This window comes from Akkermansiaceae bacterium, from assembly GCA_019634595.1.
Classification (GTDB): Bacteria; Verrucomicrobiota; Verrucomicrobiia; order Verrucomicrobiales; family Akkermansiaceae; genus Luteolibacter.
In genome coordinates this window covers 218,441-237,394 of the sequence record JAHCBC010000005.1, presented here as the reverse complement: position 1 = coordinate 237,394, position 18,954 = coordinate 218,441, and the positions used below count along the sequence as shown (strand labels likewise).

Genomic DNA, 18,954 nt, shown 5'->3' with positions numbered 1-18,954 from the left:
AGCAGGGGGAACGGTCAGTAGGACTTGGGGAAGAGCGTATTGAAGCGCATGAGATTTTCAATCTGCCCTTGGTTGAGCGCGCCATCGAAGATGTAGATCTCATCCAGATCCCCGCGGAAGAAGCCGGTGCCGCGGCTGCGCTTCGGCTCCTCGTGCCGGAGACTCCTGGCGATCCACACCGGGCGGGCCCCTTCCTCCGAACTCGTGTGGATCCGGGTGACAACCCCCTTCGACGCCGTCGCCTCCATCTTCCCATCCACATAGAGCAGGGCGGGAATGCGGTGGCCGTTCCGTTCGTCCTTGTAGAGAACGACCGCACAGTGATGCCAGCGGCCGTCGCGCAGGTCCGTCGAACCGGTCACCAGCGACGGGTAGATGCCGACGCGCAGCCTGCCGACCGGACCTTCGTGGATGTAGGGATTGACCGATATCTGCCATGCGTTCCCCGTCTCCGCCAGATCCCCCCAGGAGATGATCCCATATCCCTGTTCCGAATCAAAGTCCTCCGGCAGGCGGAGCCAGAAGGCCACCGTCCGCGCGGCGTCCCCCACCACCCCGGGAAAGTGGGTTTCCAACGCGTTCCCCAGGCCATCAAAGGCAAGCGCCTTGCCATAAGGTCCGTCGACCCACTTTGGCAGGGCACCCGGCATTCCTCCGAAGTCCCTCAGTTCCGCAGGGCGGAAATCGCCCGCCGTCAGTTTTCCGAGGGACTTGGTGGAGGTTCCGGCCCCTTCATCCAGCGCCCAGTGGGCATACTCCGGAACACCCGGTGCCTGCGGTGGCATGCTGGTGACGAACGCATTCGCATCGATCCCCCCGCTCTTCCACCAGATTCTGCCGCTGGAGATGAACTTTTCGTTCGTCCCCAGCATCACTTCCCCACTTCCATGGCGCGGACGCACCCGGATCTTTCCTTCGAATACCTCCGCCTCCGTCTCCCCGTCCGCGGCGACATGGAGGCCGAAGGCTTTTCCGGGATCCACCACGCTGCCTCCGGGACTGCCCAGCCTGAATCGCCGGGCTTGTTCCGGGATCCGCACGGAGACCCTGCCCTGATGGATGAAGCCCTCATCCCGCCCCCGGATTTCAAAATCCGCCGGACCTTCCAGAATGACTTCCGCGCCAGTGGCGAAATGGATCTCCGCCAGACCGCTGTCCAGTTGCAGCCGCATGCCCGCCCGCAGGTCTTCCCCTGCCGGAGGCGCCATCCACTTCGCGGAGTCCCCGCGGTGCAGCTTCGCGGCGGTGCCGCGGCCATGGAGGGAAAGTCCCAGCCAGAGAATGAGCAGCGCGGCGATCCCCACCGCCGCCGTCAGCCACCGGGTCTTCCGGCGCGACACCCGCTCCACCCGGTCCATCACCGAAGCGACGAAAGGCGCCCCCACCTCCCGCTCATCTTCAATCCGCTGGATCACGCTGCGGGAAAAGCCGGTGCCAGCGGTGAGATCCCTCAACGCGATCTCCAGGAAACGATCCACCTCCACCTGCCGTCCGAACATCCGGGCAAGCCCGGGATGTTCCCTGCACAGGGTGGCGAGCCTGGACATTTCCTCCCTTTCCAGTCCGCCTTCCAGCGCCCGGATCATCAAACCGCGGAATTCGTTCTCAGTGCCGGTGTTCATGACGTTCCGGAGTTGACTCCCATTTCATTTTCCACGCAGAGGGCCAGCACTTCGCGCAAGCGATAGAGCTGGGTGGTGAGTGCGGAATATCCCTTTCCCGATCTCTCCGCCAGTTCCCTGACACTGGTCCCTTCCAGATAACGGTCGTGCAGCAACTCCCGGGAAGGGCCGTCCATCCTGGAAAGGCAATCCCGCAACGCGGCAAGCCGTTCCTCCGGTCCGCCCGGCCTGTCCCTCTCCTGCCCGCGCCAGAGGATCTCAAGCTCCTGGTAGCCGCCCACCCCCTCCGCGCGGAATTTCCTGCGGTGGTTCCGCACCAGATGATGGGCGATGCGGCGCAGCCATGCGCCGAGGGAGGTCCCTGGATCGAAGTCCGCGAGCTTCCGCCAGGCGATGACAAAGGTTTCCTGCGCCAGATCCTCCGCCTCGCAGCGCACGGACATGCGCAAGGCGGCGAAGGCACGGATGCTCGCCTGATAACGGCCCACCAAGGTGCCGAACGCCGCGAGATCCCCACGTTGCGCCCTCCGGATCAGGTCCGGTTCGTCATCGGGAATCGAGTCAGCGGGCGCTGCCACCATCTGATTGATGTGCCATCAGGGGAAGATGTCACACCCTGATCCCTTTTTTTCCGATGATCGGAAAAAATTTCACCTTTCCGGAGACATCCCCCCCTTCCGGGACATGGAAATCCGGAAGCCCGCGCTTCCCGCAGGGTCTTATCCCTGATGAACCAACCAAGCCGATGTTGAAATCCCCATCCACACTTCCCCGTTCTCTCGCTGGCACGATCTCCTCCGTCATTCTCTCCGCCGCTGCCGCCCATGCGGCGACCGTGACCGTCCCGTTCAGCGAAAATTTTTCCGATACCAGCAAGACCACCGCAGCCGCCTTCCTCTTCACCCAAAGCGTGGGGGGCCTGACAAACATCGTCGGCTCTGGAGATGCCCGCAGGATGCAGATCCTGCTGTCCGCTTCCCAGAACGGCCATGTGAGCGTGGATCACGCACTCACCGGACCGAATGATTTCACGGTGTCATCGTCGGCTCTCCCCTATCTTCTGGATACGGAAGCGACAACCGCCCCCACCATCATGCGGTTCGCCCTTGTCGCCTCCGGCACGGGGAGCAATCTCCATACTTCGGACGCGTACCGCGTCAGCCTGGACTTCATGGCTGGCACGGTCAGCCTGTTGAAAGGAACAGGTACTGCTTTCACTTCCCTCGCGGCGGCATTCACGGGTAACATACCGACCTTCTCCCCATCAACCCCCCTCTCGATGTCCTTGGCCGGCACTTATCTTTCAGCCACATCGGTCCTTCTCACCGGAGAAGTTTCCGATGGGACGAACACGTATTCCTTCACCTACACGGACACGGACGCCCTGGCAGGCGCCTACTACGGATTCCACGGCATCAAGAACGGCACGAGCAGCGGCACGGATACGGAGCGATCCCGCCTCGGAGTCCAGGTGGACAATTTCCAGCTCGATGTCGTCCCTGAGCCATCGTCCGCGCTGCTGGCCGCCGCCGGTCTTTTCGCCTTCTCCACCCGCAGACGCCGCCAGGGATGAAAGCCAGCACGGGGAGCCGGAAGTTTGCCCGCACCGCCATGCTCTGCGTGGCGGGGTGGTGCGCCTTCCCGGCCACATCACATGCCGCGGAACGGTATGACGTGGTGGTCTATGGCGGCGTTCCCTGCGGTATCGCCGCCTCCATCGCGGCGAAGAGAGAGGGGGCGAAGGTCCTGCTGATCGAGCCGACCCGCCATGTCGGCGGGTTGAACACCAGCGGCATCAACACCGCGGAGTCCGAGCACATGCTGAAGTGGACCTTCGGCGGAATCTCGCTGGAGTTCTATGAGAACATGGGCAGGCACTACGGGAAGCAGGAACCCGCCTTCTACTTCGAGTCTTCCGTGGCCGAGAAAACCTTCCTTTCCATGCTGGGGAAGGAGGAGATCCCGATCCGCTACGGCTCCCGTGTCTCCACCGTGGAGAAGGAAGGCACTGACATCCGGAGGATCACCCTGGAAAACGGCTCCACCTTTTCCGCGAAGGTGTTCATCGATGCCAGCTACGAGGGCGATCTGATGGCCCGCTCCGGAGTCGGCCATGCTTCCGGCCGCGAATCCCGTGAACAATACGGGGAAGAGGCCGCCGGTATCCGCTTCGACAAGACCACCCGCAAGGCGGCCACCGTGGATGAAAACGGCAAGCTGCTGCCCGGCATCGACGGCTGGGTGAAGGACTTCACCGAAGGAGCCGCGGACCCGATGGTGATGAACTACAACTGGCGGCTCTGCTTCACCGACGACCCCGCCTTCCGCCGCCCGCTCCCTGCTCCGGCGAACTATGACCGTGCCCGCTACCGCCTGCTGGAAAACTGGATCCACGAGCGGATGGCCTCCCGTGGCAAGGTCGCGCTCAACGAACTGGTCGCCCTGCTAGGCGGAAGGCCGGACCCGAAAAAGTGGGAGGTCAACAACCGCCAGTCCGCCGTCATTTCCACCGGACACTTCGGGGGGCAGAAGGGATATCCGGATGCGGACTACGCCGGACGCGACCGCATCGTGGCGGACCACACGGACTACACGCTGGGTTTTTTCCATTTCCTCGCCACGGACGCCAGCGTGCCGGAAAGCCTGCGCGCGGAAACGTCACGCTGGGGCCTGCACAAGGATGAGTTCGCGGACAACGGCAACTGGCCCTACCAGCTCTACGTGCGGGAAGCCCGCCGGATGAAAGGCGCCTACGTCGTCACGCAGAAGGATGTGCAGGAGGACCGCCGGAAGGAGGACGCCATCGCCATCGGCAGTCATTTCATCGACTCGCATCATGTCCGCAGGCTGGCCGTTTCCCCGACGGAGTTCCTGAACGAAGGGCGTATCTGGCGGCGCGGACATGCCTACCAGATCCCCTACCGCGCCATCACACCGAAGTCCGGTGAATGCACGAACCTGCTGGTTCCCGGCGCGGCCAGTTTCTCCCACGTCGCCTACTGCACCTACCGGGTGGAAAGCACCTGGATGATGGGAGGCCACGCCGCCGGAACCGCCGCCGCCATGGCTGCGGCGGGCGGCATGCCGGTCCAGTCCGTCCCCATCCCCACGCTCCAGGAAAAGCTCCGGAATCAAAACCAGGTCATCGACTTCAAGCCCGGAGCCCCCGAGCTTCATCCCAAGGAAATCTCCACCGAGTTCTGAAAACCCCGCCCGCCATGCAACGCCGCCATTTCCTCCACACCGCCCTCGCCGCCGCCTTCGCCACCATCCCTGCCGTGGCGCAGGGCAAGCGCCCGCCGAAGATCGTCCTCCGTTCCTCCTGGCAGACGGTGAACATCGGGGACATCGCCCACACGCCGGGCGTGCTGGCCATCCTGGAGAATTACTTCCCCGAGGCGGAGGTGATCCTCTGGCCGTCGAGCGTGGCGGATGGAGTCGAGGAAATGCTTCTCCGGCGTTTCCCGAAGCTGGTCATCACGAAGGACCGCAAGATCATCGATGGCTGCGACTTCCTGCTCCACGGCTCCGGCCCCTACCTCACCGCCCACCGCGATGTGGAGATATGGAAGAACGAGGTGAAAAAGCCCTACGGGGTCTATGGCATCACCATGGCCCCCGCCGGCGACCCGGGGATGAAGATCATGAACAACAGCGGCCTGGACGAGCGGACCAAGTCCCTCCTCGACACGGCCGCCTTCGTCTTCCTGCGCGACCCGAAGTCCCTCCAGGTGGTGAAGGATGCCGGGGTCAAGTCACCCATCATCGAGTTCGGCCCGGACGGTGCCTTCGCCTGTGATGTCCGGAATGACGGGAAGGCCATCGCGTTCATGGAAGCCCAGGGTCTGAAGGGGGGCAAGTTCCTCTGCTGCATCCCGAACCTCCGCAATGCCCCTTACTGGCGCATCAAGCGCGGAACCAAGTTCAATCCCGCGAAGCACGAACAGAACGAAAAGATGAAGGAGCACGACCATGTGCTGCTGCGCGAGGCGATCATCCGGATCATCCAGGAGACGGATCTGAACGTCCTGATCTGCCCGGAGGATTCCACGCAGATGCAGGAAGGGAAGGAACTGCTTTTCGACCCCCTGCCGGACGAGGTGAAACCGAGGGTCGCGTGGCGGGACAAGTTCTGGCTCACGGATGAGGCGCTCAGCGTCTATGCCCGCTCCGCCGGATACTTCGGCAGTGAGATGCACACGCCCATCATGTGCGTCGGCAACGGCATACCGGCGATCGTCTGCCGCTTTGTGGAACAGACGACGAAGGGCTTCATGTGGGAGCAGATCGGGCTGGGTGACTGGTTGTTCGATCTCGATGACGAGGAGAACCGTTCGCGGTTGGTCGGGACGGTGCTGGCCATGGCGAAAGATCCCGCCGCAGCCAGGGAGAAGACCGCCAAGGCCCGTGAATACGTCGTGCAACGGCAGAAGGAAACCGTCGCGATCCTGAAGAAGAGCGTGTGATTTGCGCGGGATAGCGAAGCTCGTGAGAGCTCCGGCGGGGTGGATGCCAAAGGATGGTCCGGCTGCGATTTCCCGTCGGTGTTCCCTCGGATGAAGAGATGCAATGAACCGCAGATGAACGCAGATAGGAAAGAGGTAGGAATGGATCTCTTTCATCTGTGGCCATCTGCGGTTTCTTCTATTTGATGGAGATCATCGGGTGAACCGGCTGCGGTTTTCCATGGACTTCCGCCGCCCTCCGAAAGTGGGACCATCACCCCGGAGGAATTCCTTTGAAGAATTTCCGGCTCCTGCCATTTCTCTAGGAAACCCACCCGTCATTTTCGTGAAACCCGTTGCCGCGCTCGTCGCTTCCGCCGCGCTTGTACCTTTGTCCGCCCATGCCGCGACACCACGTGATTTCGCCGTGGACCTGCAGGCCACCGTCTCCGACACCGCCCCGCACATCACCCTTTCCTGGACGGTACGGATACCCGTCACCGGCACGACGCCCATCACCGTCACCACGCAGAGGATCCACCGCCGCCCGAAGGGCTCGAATATCTGGACGCTGCTTTCCACCCTGACAACGACGCAGACATCCTACACGGACACCACCGCCGTCCTCGGTGAATCCTACGAATACTGGCTGGAGAGAAGATTCAGCAGCGGATCTCCGAACATCGCCATCGGATACATCTCCGCCGGGGTGAAGGTTCCGGAGGTTCATTCCCGGGGCATCCTGCTGCTGGTGATCGACGACACGATGATCACCCCGCTGGCCGCCGAAATCTCCCTGCTGAAAGCCGACCTGGCAGCCGACGGATGGACGGTCCGCACCATCACCGCTCCCCGCAGCGGCACCGCCATTTCCACCAAGGCGCTGATCAAGGCGGCCTACGACGAGGATCCGGTGAACACCAAGTCGCTGTATCTGTTGGGACGGGTGCCGGTTCCCTACTCCGGAAACATGGCCCCGGACGGCCACTCCCCCGACCACGTGGGCGCATGGCCCAGCGACGGCTACTACGGGGACATGAACGGGAACTGGACGGACACCACGGTGAACAACACCAACGCCAGCGGAACCCGGAACGACAACGTGCCCGGCGACGGAAAATTCGACCAGAACACCTTCCCCAGCGCGATCGAACTGGAACTCGGCCGGGTGGATCTGGCGGGCATGAACCGCGCCCCGTCCGGCGGGGTCACGGAAGCATCCCGGCTGCGCCGCTATCTCCAGCGGGCCCACCAGTTCCGGCACAAGACGGGAGCCTACGCGGACATCCCGCGGCGCAGCATCATCCGGGACGGGTTCGGGCATTTCAACAACAGCGAAGCCTTCGCCGTCCAGGGCTGGGCAACCGCGCTGACGGCGGTTGGCCCTGTCGTTGACACTCCTGGGAACAACCAGTGGTTCACCCCGGCCTTCGCCTCCGGCAAGGACTACCTCTTCGGCTACGGTTGCGGCGGCGGTTCCTATGACAACGCCTCCAACTTCGGCAACTCCCGGGACTTCGGCACGAAGGCGAGCCGCGTCGTCTTCACCTCCCTTTTCGGCAGCTACTTCGGGGACTGGGCGTCCGACAACAACCTGATGCGCGCGGCCCTGTGCGGGAATGCGGAGGGCACGTCACTGGGGCTGACGTGCTTCTGGAGCGGCCGGCCCAACTGGTTCACCCACCAGCCCGGCCTGGGAGAGACATGGGGCCACGCGGCACGCGCGTCCATGAACTCCGGCCTGTCCGGCGGCACCAACTACACCCCGCAGGCTTCCTTCGGAAACTACGCGCACATCTCGCTGATGGGCGACCCCGCCCTGCGCCTGCACACGGTGGAACCACCACGATCCCTGACCGCCACCAGTTCCAACGGCGGAGTCTCATTGAACTGGGCCGCCTCCACCGAAACCGGAGCGGCGGGTTACCATGTGTACCGCGGCCCCTCTCCGGACGGCCCGTTCACCCGGCTGACCGCGGAACCCCTCGCCATCCCCGGCTACGCCGATGCGGCGGCACCTGAGGGAGCACCGCTCACCTATCTGGTGAAGACGCTCAAACTGGAGAACGTCCCCGGAGGTTCCTACTATAATCTCAGTATCGGATCCCCCGCCACCATCACTCCATCCGCCGCCACACTCGCCGGACCCGCGAATCCGTCGGAACTCGAGGCGATGTTGTCCCTCCCCACCGTTCTCGCCGGATTCCACCGGTTCGAGAACAATTCCAGCGCCGGAGAAGCCGCTGAAGAGACCGCAGCCGGTGTCACCGCCTCCCTCACGAAGTCCACCGACTCACGTTCATCCGGAGGCAGCGACGACAAGTTCTACGGTGACAGCAGGATCAAATCCCCCAACACGTCCGACGGATTCCTCCGCATGACCGGGCCGTTCACCATCACGGTGAACCACGGTGGAGCCACCCCATGGCTGCTCGACTCCCTCCTCCTGGATGCCACCTCCCTCAGCGCGGGTTCGGCACTGAATGTATCGTATTCCGTCAACGGCGGGGCATCCGTGGGCATCACCCCCACACCGCTCGCCCTGCCGACATCCATCGACTCGACCGATCCCCAGCCTTACGGGGACTTTTCCGTGCCCATCCCCGGAGTGACGCTCAATCCCGGCGATGCCATCGTCTTCACCGTCAGCTTCGCGGCGGGAAGCGGCGCCCGTCTGGACAACATCGCCCTCACGGGCGGGCCTGTGACGCCCGCGACCACCATCACCCTGACATGGGCCGACAACTCGGACAATGAAACCGGCTTCCGCATCGAGCGGAAAAGCGGCCAGTCAGGCACCTACGCCACCATCGCTACGGTCCCCGCGGACACCACCCGCTACACGGATACCACCGCTGCCTATCAAGCGGGCATCTACATCTACCGCGTCACCGCGCTCGGCACGGCGGACTCCATCCCGTCCAACGAAGCTTTCCACGAGCCGATCCCGGGGATCGTCGAGTTCACGCAGGCCCTTGCGAAGTATGACCGGACCACCGGCACGGCGTTCATCCCCGTCACCCGCGGCTCCGGCTCCCATGGACAGGCCAGCGTCTCCTTCACCACGGCTAATTCCTCCGCCACGGCGGGCACCCACTACACAGCGACCACCGGCAGCGTGACATGGCAGGACGGGGAGTCCGGCACGAAGTTCATCAACGTGCCCATGCTGACGACGCCGAGTTTCCCCCGCCAGTTCAAGGTCACCCTCAGCAATCCCACCGGCGGCATGGGCCTGGGGCTGCAAACCACCCACTCCGCCCTGATGGAGGATCCGGCAGCGCCGCTGGACGCGCCGTGGACTTCCGCCACCTTGGGCACCATCACCTACAACTCACCCGCGGTCACCGTGGACGGAGCCATCGGTGACGCGATCATCGGCGGCACCGCCCCCGTCGCCGCAGGAACCGCGGAAAGCGGCCATTTCATCCACCAGACGCGCACGGGGGACGGCTCCCTCGTCATGCGGGTGCGGGGTTCCAACCCCGCGCAGAACAACGCCCGGTTCGGCGTGATGGTCCGCTCCGCCCTGACGACCAACGCGCAGATGGCGGTCACCCTTTCCTCGTCCAACACCGGCTTCGGCACGAAGTTTCTCCACCGCACCACCACCGGCGGAGCCACCGTGGCACCGGCGGCACCGGAATGGCCGAACAACACGAACGCCACCATCATCGCATGCTGGGTCCGCCTGACGCGCATGGGGGACCTTTTCGTTTCCGAGGTATCCACCGATGGCACCAACTGGACCCATCTCGCCAGCCAGTCAATCAGTGGATTCCCCGCCACCGCCTACTGGGGCATCTACCACTGCGCGGATTCCGCGGTGGTGGACTACCAGTTGGGCGTCTATGAGAACGTGGCCCTCACCTCTCCGCCTCTGCCCGTCACACCCGGGGGATTCACCATCACCTCCACGGCCTCCACCGGGGCGACGCTCAACTGGAATGCCCAGGCCATGGCGACCGGCCACCAGATCGAGCGGCGCGGAGATGATGGTTCAGAGACCACCTTCAGCGCGTCCGGCCCGGGTTCCCATGCGGACACCACCGCGCAGCCGGACACTTCCTACGAATACCGCATCACCGCGGAGAATCCCGGAGGAAACAGTTCCCCCACCGCCTTCATCCGCACCACCACTCCTCCCGTCGCCGCGGCACCGCTGCGGCCGGGCTTCCTCACTTCCACTGCCACTCCCGGCACCGGCATCGTGCTTTCCTGGTTCGATGCCCCGGCGAACTCCGACACGGTTGAGATCGAGCGGAAAGCCGTCCATGGAGACTGGGTTGCGCTGCACACACTGCCATCCGGAGGCACCGCCTACAGCGACACGTCCGTCCTCCCCGGCGTCCACTACCACTACCGGGTGCGGAACGCCCCCGCAGGCCAGTTTTCCTCATGGGCCACGCGGTTCCCGATGCCATCCGCTCCGGCGGTGGCCGCCCCGGGCACTGCGACCGGCTACCAGCTCTGGCTGCTGGAAAACCAACTGCCGATGGACGAAAGCGGACCCGGCAATGCCACCGCCATTCCTTCCGACGGCTCCGCGCCGCTGCTGGTGAAATACGCCCTCGGCTTGTCCGCAGGTGCATCCAACCTCTCCGGAAAGCTCACCCAGGGAACCCACCAGGACGGCGGACAGACCTATGCCACGTTTTCCTTCACACAGCCGGATCCTCCGCCGCCAGGAATCACCTGCGAGGTCGAGCGGAGTCCTGATCTCTCCCCCGGAAGCTGGAGGACGGACGGAGTGGTTTTCCACGCCAGCACTCCGCAAGCCGGAACTGTCACCACCACCTACCGCCTCGCGGAAACGCAGTCATCCACAGGAAAACAATTCCTCAGGCTGAAAGTGACGAAGAACTGAATCCCCGTCACAGCGTCCCGCCCTGCGGGAGGACACCTTTTCCGGCGGCCTCCAGCAGCATGGCTTCCACCTCCTGCCAGAGGGTGGGCGAGCTTTTCGCTATCACCACATTGCGCTCGTGCACTTGCTTCCAAGTGACGCCGTGCTCCCGCCAGCTCTGGCCGTTGTTGTTGAGGTTCTGGATGAGCGGCAGCAGGCGATCCAGGGCATTGGCAAAGGCGGCCTCGGGCGTTTCCCCCGCCTCGAACTCATGCCAGATGTCCATGAACTCACGGCAAAGTTCCGGAGGTAGCAGGGCGAAGATGCGGTCCGCCGCGGCCTGCTCGCACTCCGCCTTGTCCAGTCGGGCGGCATAGCAGAACGTGTCCCCGGCATCGATCTCCACGATGTCATGGAGGATGACCATCTTCAGCACCCGGAGCTGGTCCAGCGAGGCGGGCATGTGGGGGAAAAGCCCCATCGCCAACAGCGCGAGGCTCCAACTGTGTTCGGCGGAATTTTCCCTCCGGTCCGTGCCGACCACCTTCGTGCGGCGGAGCACGGATTTCAGTTTCTCACACTCGACGATGAACGGGATGACGGTTTCCAGCATGGGTCTGCGCCCGCAAGGACGGCAGGGATTTTCCCGGCAGTCCAGAACCTTCCCCAAGATGGAGGATCACCGGAAGAATGGCCTGCTCGCCCATCACCCCCAAAAACTCGTTTTTTTCTCCACCCGCGCGAGAATGTCCCGTATCTAGCCGCCCGCCCGCTTTCCATGGATTACTCCGCCGTCATTTCCAAACGCCGCCAACGCTTCGCCGGACTCGAGGAAGCCATCGGCGACCCGAACCTGTTCGACAACCCGAAGCGGGCGACGGAGATCCTGCGGGAACACCGGAACCTCAAGGCATCGCTCGACCTGTGGGAGAAGCTGGAGGACACCAGGCGGCAGCTCGCGGACAACGAGGATCTCGCGAAGTCCGGTGACCCCGACTTCGCCGGGATGGCCGCCGAGGAGATCCCCGCGCAGCAGCAGCTCATCACACAGCTCACGGAGGAACTCCAGTATGCCCTGCTGCCCGCGGATCCTACGGAGGACCGCGACGCGCTGATCGAGATCCGCGCCGGAGCCGGTGGGGATGAGGCATCACTCTTCGCCGCCGAACTGATGCGGATGTACCAGCGCTATGCCGACGGGCGGGGCTGGAAATCGGAGCATCTGGAAAGCAGTCCATCCGAGGTTGGCGGCTTCAAGGAAGTGATCCTGAAAATCACCGGCGAGCAGGTTTTCCGCTACTTGAAATACGAATCCGGCGTCCACCGCGTGCAGCGCGTGCCCGCCACGGAAACACAGGGCCGCGTGCATACGTCCACCGTCACCGTCGCCGTGCTACCGGAGGCGGAGGAAGTCGATGTGGAGCTGAAGCAGGAGGATCTCCGGATCGAGGTCTGCCGCGCGGGTGGCGCGGGCGGACAGCACGTGAACCGGACGGAGTCCGCCGTGCAGGTATTCCACCTCCCCACCGGCATCTATGTCCGCTGCGAGGACGGCCGCTCCCAGATCAAGAACAAGGAGATGGCGCTGCAGATCCTCCGCTCGAAACTCTACGAACAGAAGCTGCGCGAGCAGCAGGAGGCGTATTCCTCCCACCGTCGCTCGCTCATCGGCTCCGGCGACCGCTCGGAGAAGATCCGCACCTACAACTTTCCGCAGAGCCGGATCACGGACCACCGCATCGGCCACACCTCGCACAACCTGACGGGTGTGATCGCCGGGGATCTCAGCGAGTTCACCAACGAACTGCAGAAGGCGGAGATGGCGGATCGTCTGGCGGAAGCGGGGCTTTAACCCCTGAGGGTAGCGAAGGTCGTGAGACCTTCGGCTGGGGGGAAGCCCATGGTGAACCGGTGTGGTAGGGGTGTGGGATTGTCCGCCCTGCCGAATCTCTCACGGGATTCGCTACGCCACGAAATCGTAGGCGGCCTCCTTGCCTGTCCCAAAGTTGAATTGGGGTTCCCGCGCGGACAGCATCCCTTCACGCTCCAGTTCTTTCAGGAGGTTCCGGATGCGACGCAGGACGGACCGGCGGCGGTCCGGGCTTGAGGTCGCTATGCGGTGCAACGAACCCTCCTCCTTGAGAACTCGGCCTGCGGTCCATACCACCCGGTGACGTTGTTGGGTCCGGACAATCACTCCGAGAACCTCTTCAAGGGTGATGTCCGGTGATGGAAGTTCTGAGAACGGCAAGCTCCGGCCATTTATCCATCCGGTGGCCGCGTCCGCCAGTCAAAAGGTCCCTGCGGCTGGGGGGGAAGTCCATGGTGAACCGGAGTGGTTGGGGTATGGGATTGTCCGCCCCGCCGAACCTCTCACGAGGTTCGCTACCCACCGGCCAGCGCTTCCTTCGGGCCGAAGAACTCGAAGTGCACCTGCGAGCCGGGCACGCCCCACTCCAGGAGTTGTTGGTAGATGCCGACCATGAAGGGCTTCGGCCCGCAGAAATAGAACTCGCAGTCCTTTTCCGGGATGAGGCTTTCGATCAGTTCCGCATCGATGAAGCCCACGCTGTCATGACCATCATCGCCGGCTTGCGGATCGCTGTAGCGGAAGTGGGTGGAGACGTTCGCATGGGCTGACGCCAGCTCACGCACATCCTGTCCGAAGGCATGGGTCCGGCCGTTCAACGCCCCGTGGATGAAAACCACCCGCCGTTCCGGCTGTGATTTCACCACCGACTCCAGCATGGCCAGCACGGGGGTGATGCCGACACCCGCGGACAGCAGGACCAGCGGCTTGGAATTCCTCACCTCCGGATCGAGGAAGAACTCCCCGCATGGCGGGCCGATCTCCAGCTCCGTCCCCTCCGGCGATCCATGGAGGTATCCGGAGACATGGCCGCTCTCCTCCGCCTTCACGCTGATGCGGAACCCGTGCTCCCGCGGCGCGCCGGAAAGGCTGTAGTTCCTCATGGTGGTGGCTCCGTTGCCATCCGGCACGCGGACGGTCAGGTATTGGCCGGGTTTGTAAGGTGGGACTCCGCCGCCATCGACCGGGCGCAGATGGAACGAGGTGATGACCGTGCTTTCGGCCTTCTTCCGATGGATCACAAACTTGCGGAAACCGCTCCAGCCGTTCGGCGCACTTTCCTGTTCATCATAGATCGAGCGTTCGCGGCCGATGAGGATGTGGGCGAGAAATCCGTAGGCCTCTCCCCAGGCGCGGACCACCTCATGGTCCTCCGGAATGCCGAGCACCTCCTGGATGGATGCCAGAAGGTTCGAGCCGACGATGGGGTAGTGCTCCGGCTTGATGCCCAGGCCGGCGTGTTTCTGGGCGATGCCCTCCACCGCCGCGCCCAGCACCTCCAGCCGGTCCACGTTCGCGGCGAAAGCACAGATCGCCCCCGCCAGCGCGCGCTGCTGGGTGCCGCCGTGCTGGTTCTTCGCATTGAACAGCGGGGCGACCTCCGGGTTCTCCCGGAACATCCGCTGGTAGAAATGGCGCGTCAGTGTTTCGCCATGCTCCTGGAGCACCGGCGCGGTGCTTTTCACGATGCGGATGACCTCTTCGCTCAGGCTGGGTTCGTTGGTGGCATTCATCGGTGCCAGCGGACAACACGCCGGGAGCGCCCGCAATCATGCCGCAAGCGTCTTCTTGATCCATGTCAAGAAACCCACAGGATCGCCTCCATGAAACCTTCCGCCATCCGCCGCGCGGCGCTCGCCTCCGCGCTCCACCAGGCCACCATCTTCAACGGCCTGCCGGAGGATGTGTTGCTGCGGATCGCCGGGTACTCTTCGGTGCGGAAGTTGAAGAAAAACGACATCCTTTTCCGCGAGGGCGAGAAGGTCGTCGGTTTCTTCGTGGTGACGAAGGGCATCATCGAGGCGTTCCGCGCGGATGAGTCCGGACGGGAGCAACTGATCCACCTCATCCACGCGGGCGAGTCGTTCGCGGAACCCGCCGTGGCCGGACTGCCCGGCTACCCCGCCCACACCCGTGCGCTGGAACCGACGGAGGTCATCCTCATTTCCGGGGACGAATTCCTCGCCCACCTGCGGGAGCGTTCGGACCTCGCCATGCGCATGCTCGGGTCGCTCAGCCGCCACCTGCACGAGCTGGTCTCCACCATCGAAAGCTACAAGCTGCGCGATGCGGAGACGCGGCTGCTCCACTGGCTGCTCCAGCGTTGTCCCGCCGGAGGAAAGCCCGCCTCCATCCAGCTCCATGTCTCGAAGCTGGTGCTGGCGGCGGAGCTGGGCACGCGGCAGGAAACCCTTTCCCGCATCCTGGCGAAGCTGAAGAAATCCGGTCACCTGTCCGTTGCCGGCAGGCAGATCGGGGTGCCATCCCCGCAGGCGTTGCGAGAGCTGTTCGAGAGCCAGCTCGCGCCGAAAGTTTCCCTTCCATAGGCTCCCGGGATTTCGCAGGTTGGTAGAAACCCACCTTCGTTTGAAGATCCCGCCCCTCCCATTCCTGGCGATCATCATCGGCCTTCCCGGCCTGCAGGCGCAGCTTGTGAATCCGGGCTTCGAATCGACGCCCCTCACCTCCGGCTGGACGTCCACGGAGGTGACCGCGCAGCAACCGGGGCTGGACGGCAGCGCGAACGCGGCGCGGCTGCCCTACAATACGACGGCCACGCTTTCACAGGCGTTCACCGCGCGCGGCGACTTCACCTTTGACGTGCAGGTGGCCGTTGCGGGCACCACCACCGCGCGGTCGTTCCGGGTGCTGCTGGACACCGGCGCGGGCAATGCCATCGAGCTGCAGGGCGCGCTCGGAAATGCGGTGCAGTTGAACTCCGGCGGCCAGTTCCACCATGTGACATCGCTCGCGGCGGGCACCACCTTCACCTTCCCTGCGGATCGGCTGATGCGCTTCCGCATCATCGGCCGTGGGTTCGGCACGCTGTCCGCCAACTATGACCTGGTCTGGTCCGACCATGGCTCGACGACGCTCAAGCACGCGGCGTTGAACCTCACCGCTTTCACCAATGCCGCCGCGGCGGGTGCCTCCGGCATCTCCGTCATCCGCTTCGACCGGCCGGACAAGGCCGCCCATTCCTATTGGGTGGACAATGTCTCGATCACCACAACGGCGGAAGCCCCGCCCGCAGCGACCCACCAGCTCGTCCTGCCCCCGCCGCCGGAACCACCGAAGATCGTCAACATTTCAGGGGTCTATCCCCACCTGGCCGTCACCAACAGTGAGAACGAATGCGGGATCGGCGCGGTGGTGCCGTGGCAGGGGGATCTGTGGGCCGTCACCTACGCCCCCCACCGGCCGGATGGCAGCAATGACAAGCTCTACCAGATCTCCCCCGCCCTGTCCCTGGGCATCCGTCCGGAGTCCATCGGCGGCACCCCGGCGAACCGGTTCATCCACACCGCGTCGAACCAGCTCATCATCGGCCCGCATTTCATCGACGCCGCGAAAACCGTGCGGACCATCCCCTACTCCCGCGCGCCGGGGCGCATCACCGCCACCGCCGCGCACCTTTCCGATCCCAACCGCGTCTATATGTTCACCATGGAGGACGGCCTCTATGACGTGGACACCCGAGATCTCAGCGTGATCACCCGCTACCCGGACCGGCAGAGCGGCGGGGATGACTTCCTCTTCGGCTACCACGGAAAGGGAGCCTACACCGGCGGGGGCAGGTTCATCGCCGCGAACAACGGCCGCCACGACTACTCCAGCGACCCGGCGCAGGAATCCGGCGTCCTCGCCTCATGGGACGGCTCCGTCCGCGGCACGGCGGACACGAACCCGGAGTGGATGACGGCGTGGACGGAGCACTACCGCGTCCAGACCTGCGAGGTGACCGGCCCCGGCGGCATCTACGGAAACTCCAGTAGCAGCGACCCGGTGTGGACGACCGGCTTCGATGCGAACTCCGTGATCCTGCGGACGTTTGAAGACGGGATCTGGCACACCTGGCGGCTGCCGAAGGGTTCCCGCACCCACGACGGAGCCCATGGCTGGCACACCGAATGGCCGCGCATCCGCGAGGTGCTGCCCGGACACCTGCTCATGCACATGCACGGCATGTTCTACGATTTCCCGAAAACCTTCTCCTCCGCCAACTTTTCCGGACTCTCCCCCATCTGTTCCCATTACAAGATGCCGGTCGATTACTGCACATGGGAGGGCCGGCTGGTGATGGCGAAGAACGACACCTCCAAGTTCAGCAACGACCTGGTGCCACGCGCCCAGTCGAACTTCTGGTTCGGCCAGTTGTCGGATCTCCGGAAATGGGGGGCACCGCAGGGCCACGGCACGCTGTGGCGCACGGCGACGGTCGCGCCCGGCCAATCCAGCGATCCATTCCTGGTGGCGGGCTTCCTCAATGGCACGCTCCATGTGCGCAACACCGGCACCGCCATGCTGCCGCTGGATCTCATGACCTCCGATGGTGTGGGTGGATGGCAGCGCTGGAAAAGCATCACGGTTCCCTCAGGCGGCTATCTGCATGAGCTGCTGGAAAACATGCCCGGCACCTGGTTGAAACTCACCTCCAGCTCCGGTGCCGCCGTCACCGGAATCACCGCCACCATCTTCCTTTCCAATCCGCACCCACACGTTACGCCCGCCTCCGCGGGCACGGACGAGTTCGCCGCGCTGGCGGACATCCGCGACACGGGTGCCTCCAGCGACGGACTCATCCGCGTGATGTCCGGCACGGACCTCAAGCTGGAGTTCGCCTCCAGGCACCAGCCCGCGTCCGGCCCCGCGACGACCGGCTACCACCAGATCGGCGGCGGCATGCAGCTCCAACCGGTCGCAGCCCCCGCCACGGAATCCGCGATGCGGACCGCCGCTGCGACGACGAAGGAGTTCGGATCGGACGCGGCCTCCGCCTGGGTCACCGTCAGTGCTTCCAACACGGCGAAGCTGCGGCTGCCGAAAACCGACCCGCGCTACGACACGGAGTTCCTCTCCGGCTGGGCGCGGGGTTTCCGCGAAGCGGTCACGGAGCGTGTGTTGCTGAACTGCCACGGCACGTTCTATGAGGTGCCGCGTGACAACTCCGGCGGCAGGCGGAAGCTGCAGCCCATCTCCACCCATGGAAAGCGCATCACGGACTTCGCCTCCTGGCGTGGCCTGCTGGTGCTCACAGGTGTGCTCGATTCCGCGCCGGAGTCGGATTCGCTGGTGAAATCCGCCGACGGCTCCGCGCTCTGGCTGGGCGAGATCGATGACATCTGGCGCATGGGCGAGCCGCGCGGCACCGGCGGTCCGTGGCTGGACACCACCGTCACCGCCAACGCGCCATCGGATGCCTACCTGATGTACGGCTACCGTAGTAAATCACTGGATCTCGCCCACCGGTCGCCATCCCCCGTCACCTTCACCGTGGAGGTGGACTTCCTGGCTGACAACACCTGGTCCACCTACGGCACCTTCACCGTCCAGCCGGGCCAAACTTTCACCCATGCCTTTCCGGATGCCTTCCAGGCCCACTGGGTGCGGGTGAAAGCAGGCACCGCCACCACCGTCACCGCACAATTCACCTACGGTCCCGCCGCCGTCCGTGACCGCTTCCTCGACTGGGCCAGGGATGCGGGCCTCGCCACCGGGGCCGGGCGTTCCGCAGTCGCCGCGGACGACTCCGACCATGACGGGCACCCCGCCATCCTGGAATATCTCCTGGGAACGGACCCCACGGGTAATGCCCCCCTGCCGCTGGCCGCCCATCACGGACGGTTCGAAACGATCCTGCGCAGCGGCTCCGCCGACGACCGGCTGGGGTGCACGCTGGAAATTTCCGATACCCTGGAAAACTGGACGCCCAGGCCGGACCTCCTCCAGCCCTCCGCCGACCAGAGCGGGGTTGCCTCCGGATTCATCCGGATGCAGGCGGAAGTCCCTTCCGGATGGAACAAGTGTTTCTTCCGTCTGAGGGCAGGGTTTGCCGCCACCCCTTGAGTGAGCCGTATTTCCGGCGAAGATTTCTGGCAAAAAAACCGTGTCACCAGGGGTAAAATCCGCGTGAATTGCCGTGGAACAGATTCATTGTTCCACCTCAGACAC

Annotated in this window: 11 protein-coding genes; 7 read left to right on the top strand and 4 right to left on the bottom strand. The window is 64.3% G+C overall.

Going from position 1 to position 18,954, the window contains the following annotated elements; translation table 11 throughout:
• Positions 1-14: 14 nt before the first annotated feature.
• Complete coding sequence (locus KF712_19000) at positions 15-1,622, bottom strand: LamG domain-containing protein (GenBank protein ID MBX3743081.1); 1,608 nt, start codon at positions 1,620-1,622, stop codon at positions 15-17.
• Entirely contained in the window at positions 1,619-2,200 is a 582-nt protein-coding gene (locus tag KF712_18995) for a sigma-70 family RNA polymerase sigma factor (GenBank protein ID MBX3743080.1), read from the bottom strand. The genes KF712_19000 and KF712_18995 overlap by 4 nt, the downstream gene beginning before the upstream one ends.
• A gap of 167 nt (positions 2,201-2,367) precedes the next feature.
• Between KF712_18995 and KF712_18990 the strand changes: the two genes are divergently transcribed.
• The 4 genes from KF712_18990 to KF712_18975 all read left to right on the top strand — a co-directional run bounded on the left by KF712_18990 (position 2,368) and on the right by KF712_18975 (position 10,934).
• Positions 2,368-3,195 (top strand): PEP-CTERM sorting domain-containing protein, encoded by an 828-nt coding sequence (locus KF712_18990; GenBank protein ID MBX3743079.1) that lies wholly within the window; start codon positions 2,368-2,370, stop codon positions 3,193-3,195.
• A complete protein-coding gene (locus tag KF712_18985) occupies positions 3,192-4,826 on the top strand; it encodes an FAD-dependent oxidoreductase (protein MBX3743078.1) in 1,635 nt (544 codons plus the stop codon). The genes KF712_18990 and KF712_18985 overlap by 4 nt, the downstream gene beginning before the upstream one ends.
• Before the next feature lie 14 nt (positions 4,827-4,840).
• Positions 4,841-6,088 (top strand): polysaccharide pyruvyl transferase family protein, encoded by a 1,248-nt coding sequence (locus tag KF712_18980; GenBank protein ID MBX3743077.1) that lies wholly within the window; start codon positions 4,841-4,843, stop codon positions 6,086-6,088.
• 325 nt (positions 6,089-6,413) lie between these two features.
• The gene (locus KF712_18975; GenBank protein ID MBX3743076.1) at positions 6,414-10,934 is read left to right on the top strand and encodes a hypothetical protein; all 4,521 of its coding nucleotides are present in this window, start codon (positions 6,414-6,416) and stop codon (positions 10,932-10,934) included.
• A gap of 7 nt (positions 10,935-10,941) precedes the next feature.
• Here the strand turns inward: KF712_18975 and KF712_18970 are convergent, their stop codons facing one another.
• Positions 10,942-11,526, bottom strand: a complete 585-nt coding sequence (locus tag KF712_18970; protein ID MBX3743075.1) for an HD domain-containing protein — start codon at positions 11,524-11,526, stop codon at positions 10,942-10,944.
• 165 nt (positions 11,527-11,691) lie between these two features.
• Here KF712_18970 and prfA point away from each other — a divergent pair, with 165 nt between their 5' ends.
• A complete protein-coding gene (gene prfA / locus KF712_18965; protein MBX3743074.1) occupies positions 11,692-12,765 on the top strand; it encodes a peptide chain release factor 1 in 1,074 nt (357 codons plus the stop codon).
• A 533-nt stretch (positions 12,766-13,298) separates the two neighbouring features.
• Here the strand turns inward: prfA and hmpA are convergent.
• On the bottom strand, positions 13,299-14,516 hold the full coding sequence (gene hmpA / locus KF712_18960) for an NO-inducible flavohemoprotein (GenBank protein ID MBX3743073.1): 1,218 nt from the start codon (positions 14,514-14,516) through the stop codon (positions 13,299-13,301).
• Between the two features lie 90 nt (positions 14,517-14,606).
• Here hmpA and KF712_18955 point away from each other — a divergent pair, with 90 nt between their 5' ends.
• Positions 14,607-15,329: a Crp/Fnr family transcriptional regulator gene (locus KF712_18955; GenBank protein MBX3743072.1), complete on the top strand. Its 723-nt coding sequence runs from the start codon at positions 14,607-14,609 to the stop codon at positions 15,327-15,329.
• A 40-nt stretch (positions 15,330-15,369) separates the two neighbouring features.
• Entirely contained in the window at positions 15,370-18,849 is a 3,480-nt protein-coding gene (locus tag KF712_18950; protein MBX3743071.1) for a hypothetical protein, read from the top strand.
• The last annotated feature ends 105 nt before the right edge of the window (positions 18,850-18,954 follow it).

Coding starts and splice junctions, on each gene's coding strand:
- KF712_18980 (MBX3743077.1), top strand. CDS start 4,841: ATGCAACGCCGCCATTTCCTCCACACCGCCCTCGCCGCCGCCTTCGCC.
- KF712_18970 (MBX3743075.1), bottom strand. CDS start 11,526: ATGCTGGAAACCGTCATCCCGTTCATCGTCGAGTGTGAGAAACTGAAA.
- KF712_18990 (MBX3743079.1), top strand. CDS start 2,368: ATGTTGAAATCCCCATCCACACTTCCCCGTTCTCTCGCTGGCACGATC.
- prfA (MBX3743074.1), top strand. CDS start 11,692: ATGGATTACTCCGCCGTCATTTCCAAACGCCGCCAACGCTTCGCCGGA.
- KF712_19000 (MBX3743081.1), bottom strand. CDS start 1,622: ATGAACACCGGCACTGAGAACGAATTCCGCGGTTTGATGATCCGGGCG.
- KF712_18955 (MBX3743072.1), top strand. CDS start 14,607: ATGAAACCTTCCGCCATCCGCCGCGCGGCGCTCGCCTCCGCGCTCCAC.
- KF712_18985 (MBX3743078.1), top strand. CDS start 3,192: ATGAAAGCCAGCACGGGGAGCCGGAAGTTTGCCCGCACCGCCATGCTC.
- hmpA (MBX3743073.1), bottom strand. CDS start 14,516: ATGAATGCCACCAACGAACCCAGCCTGAGCGAAGAGGTCATCCGCATC.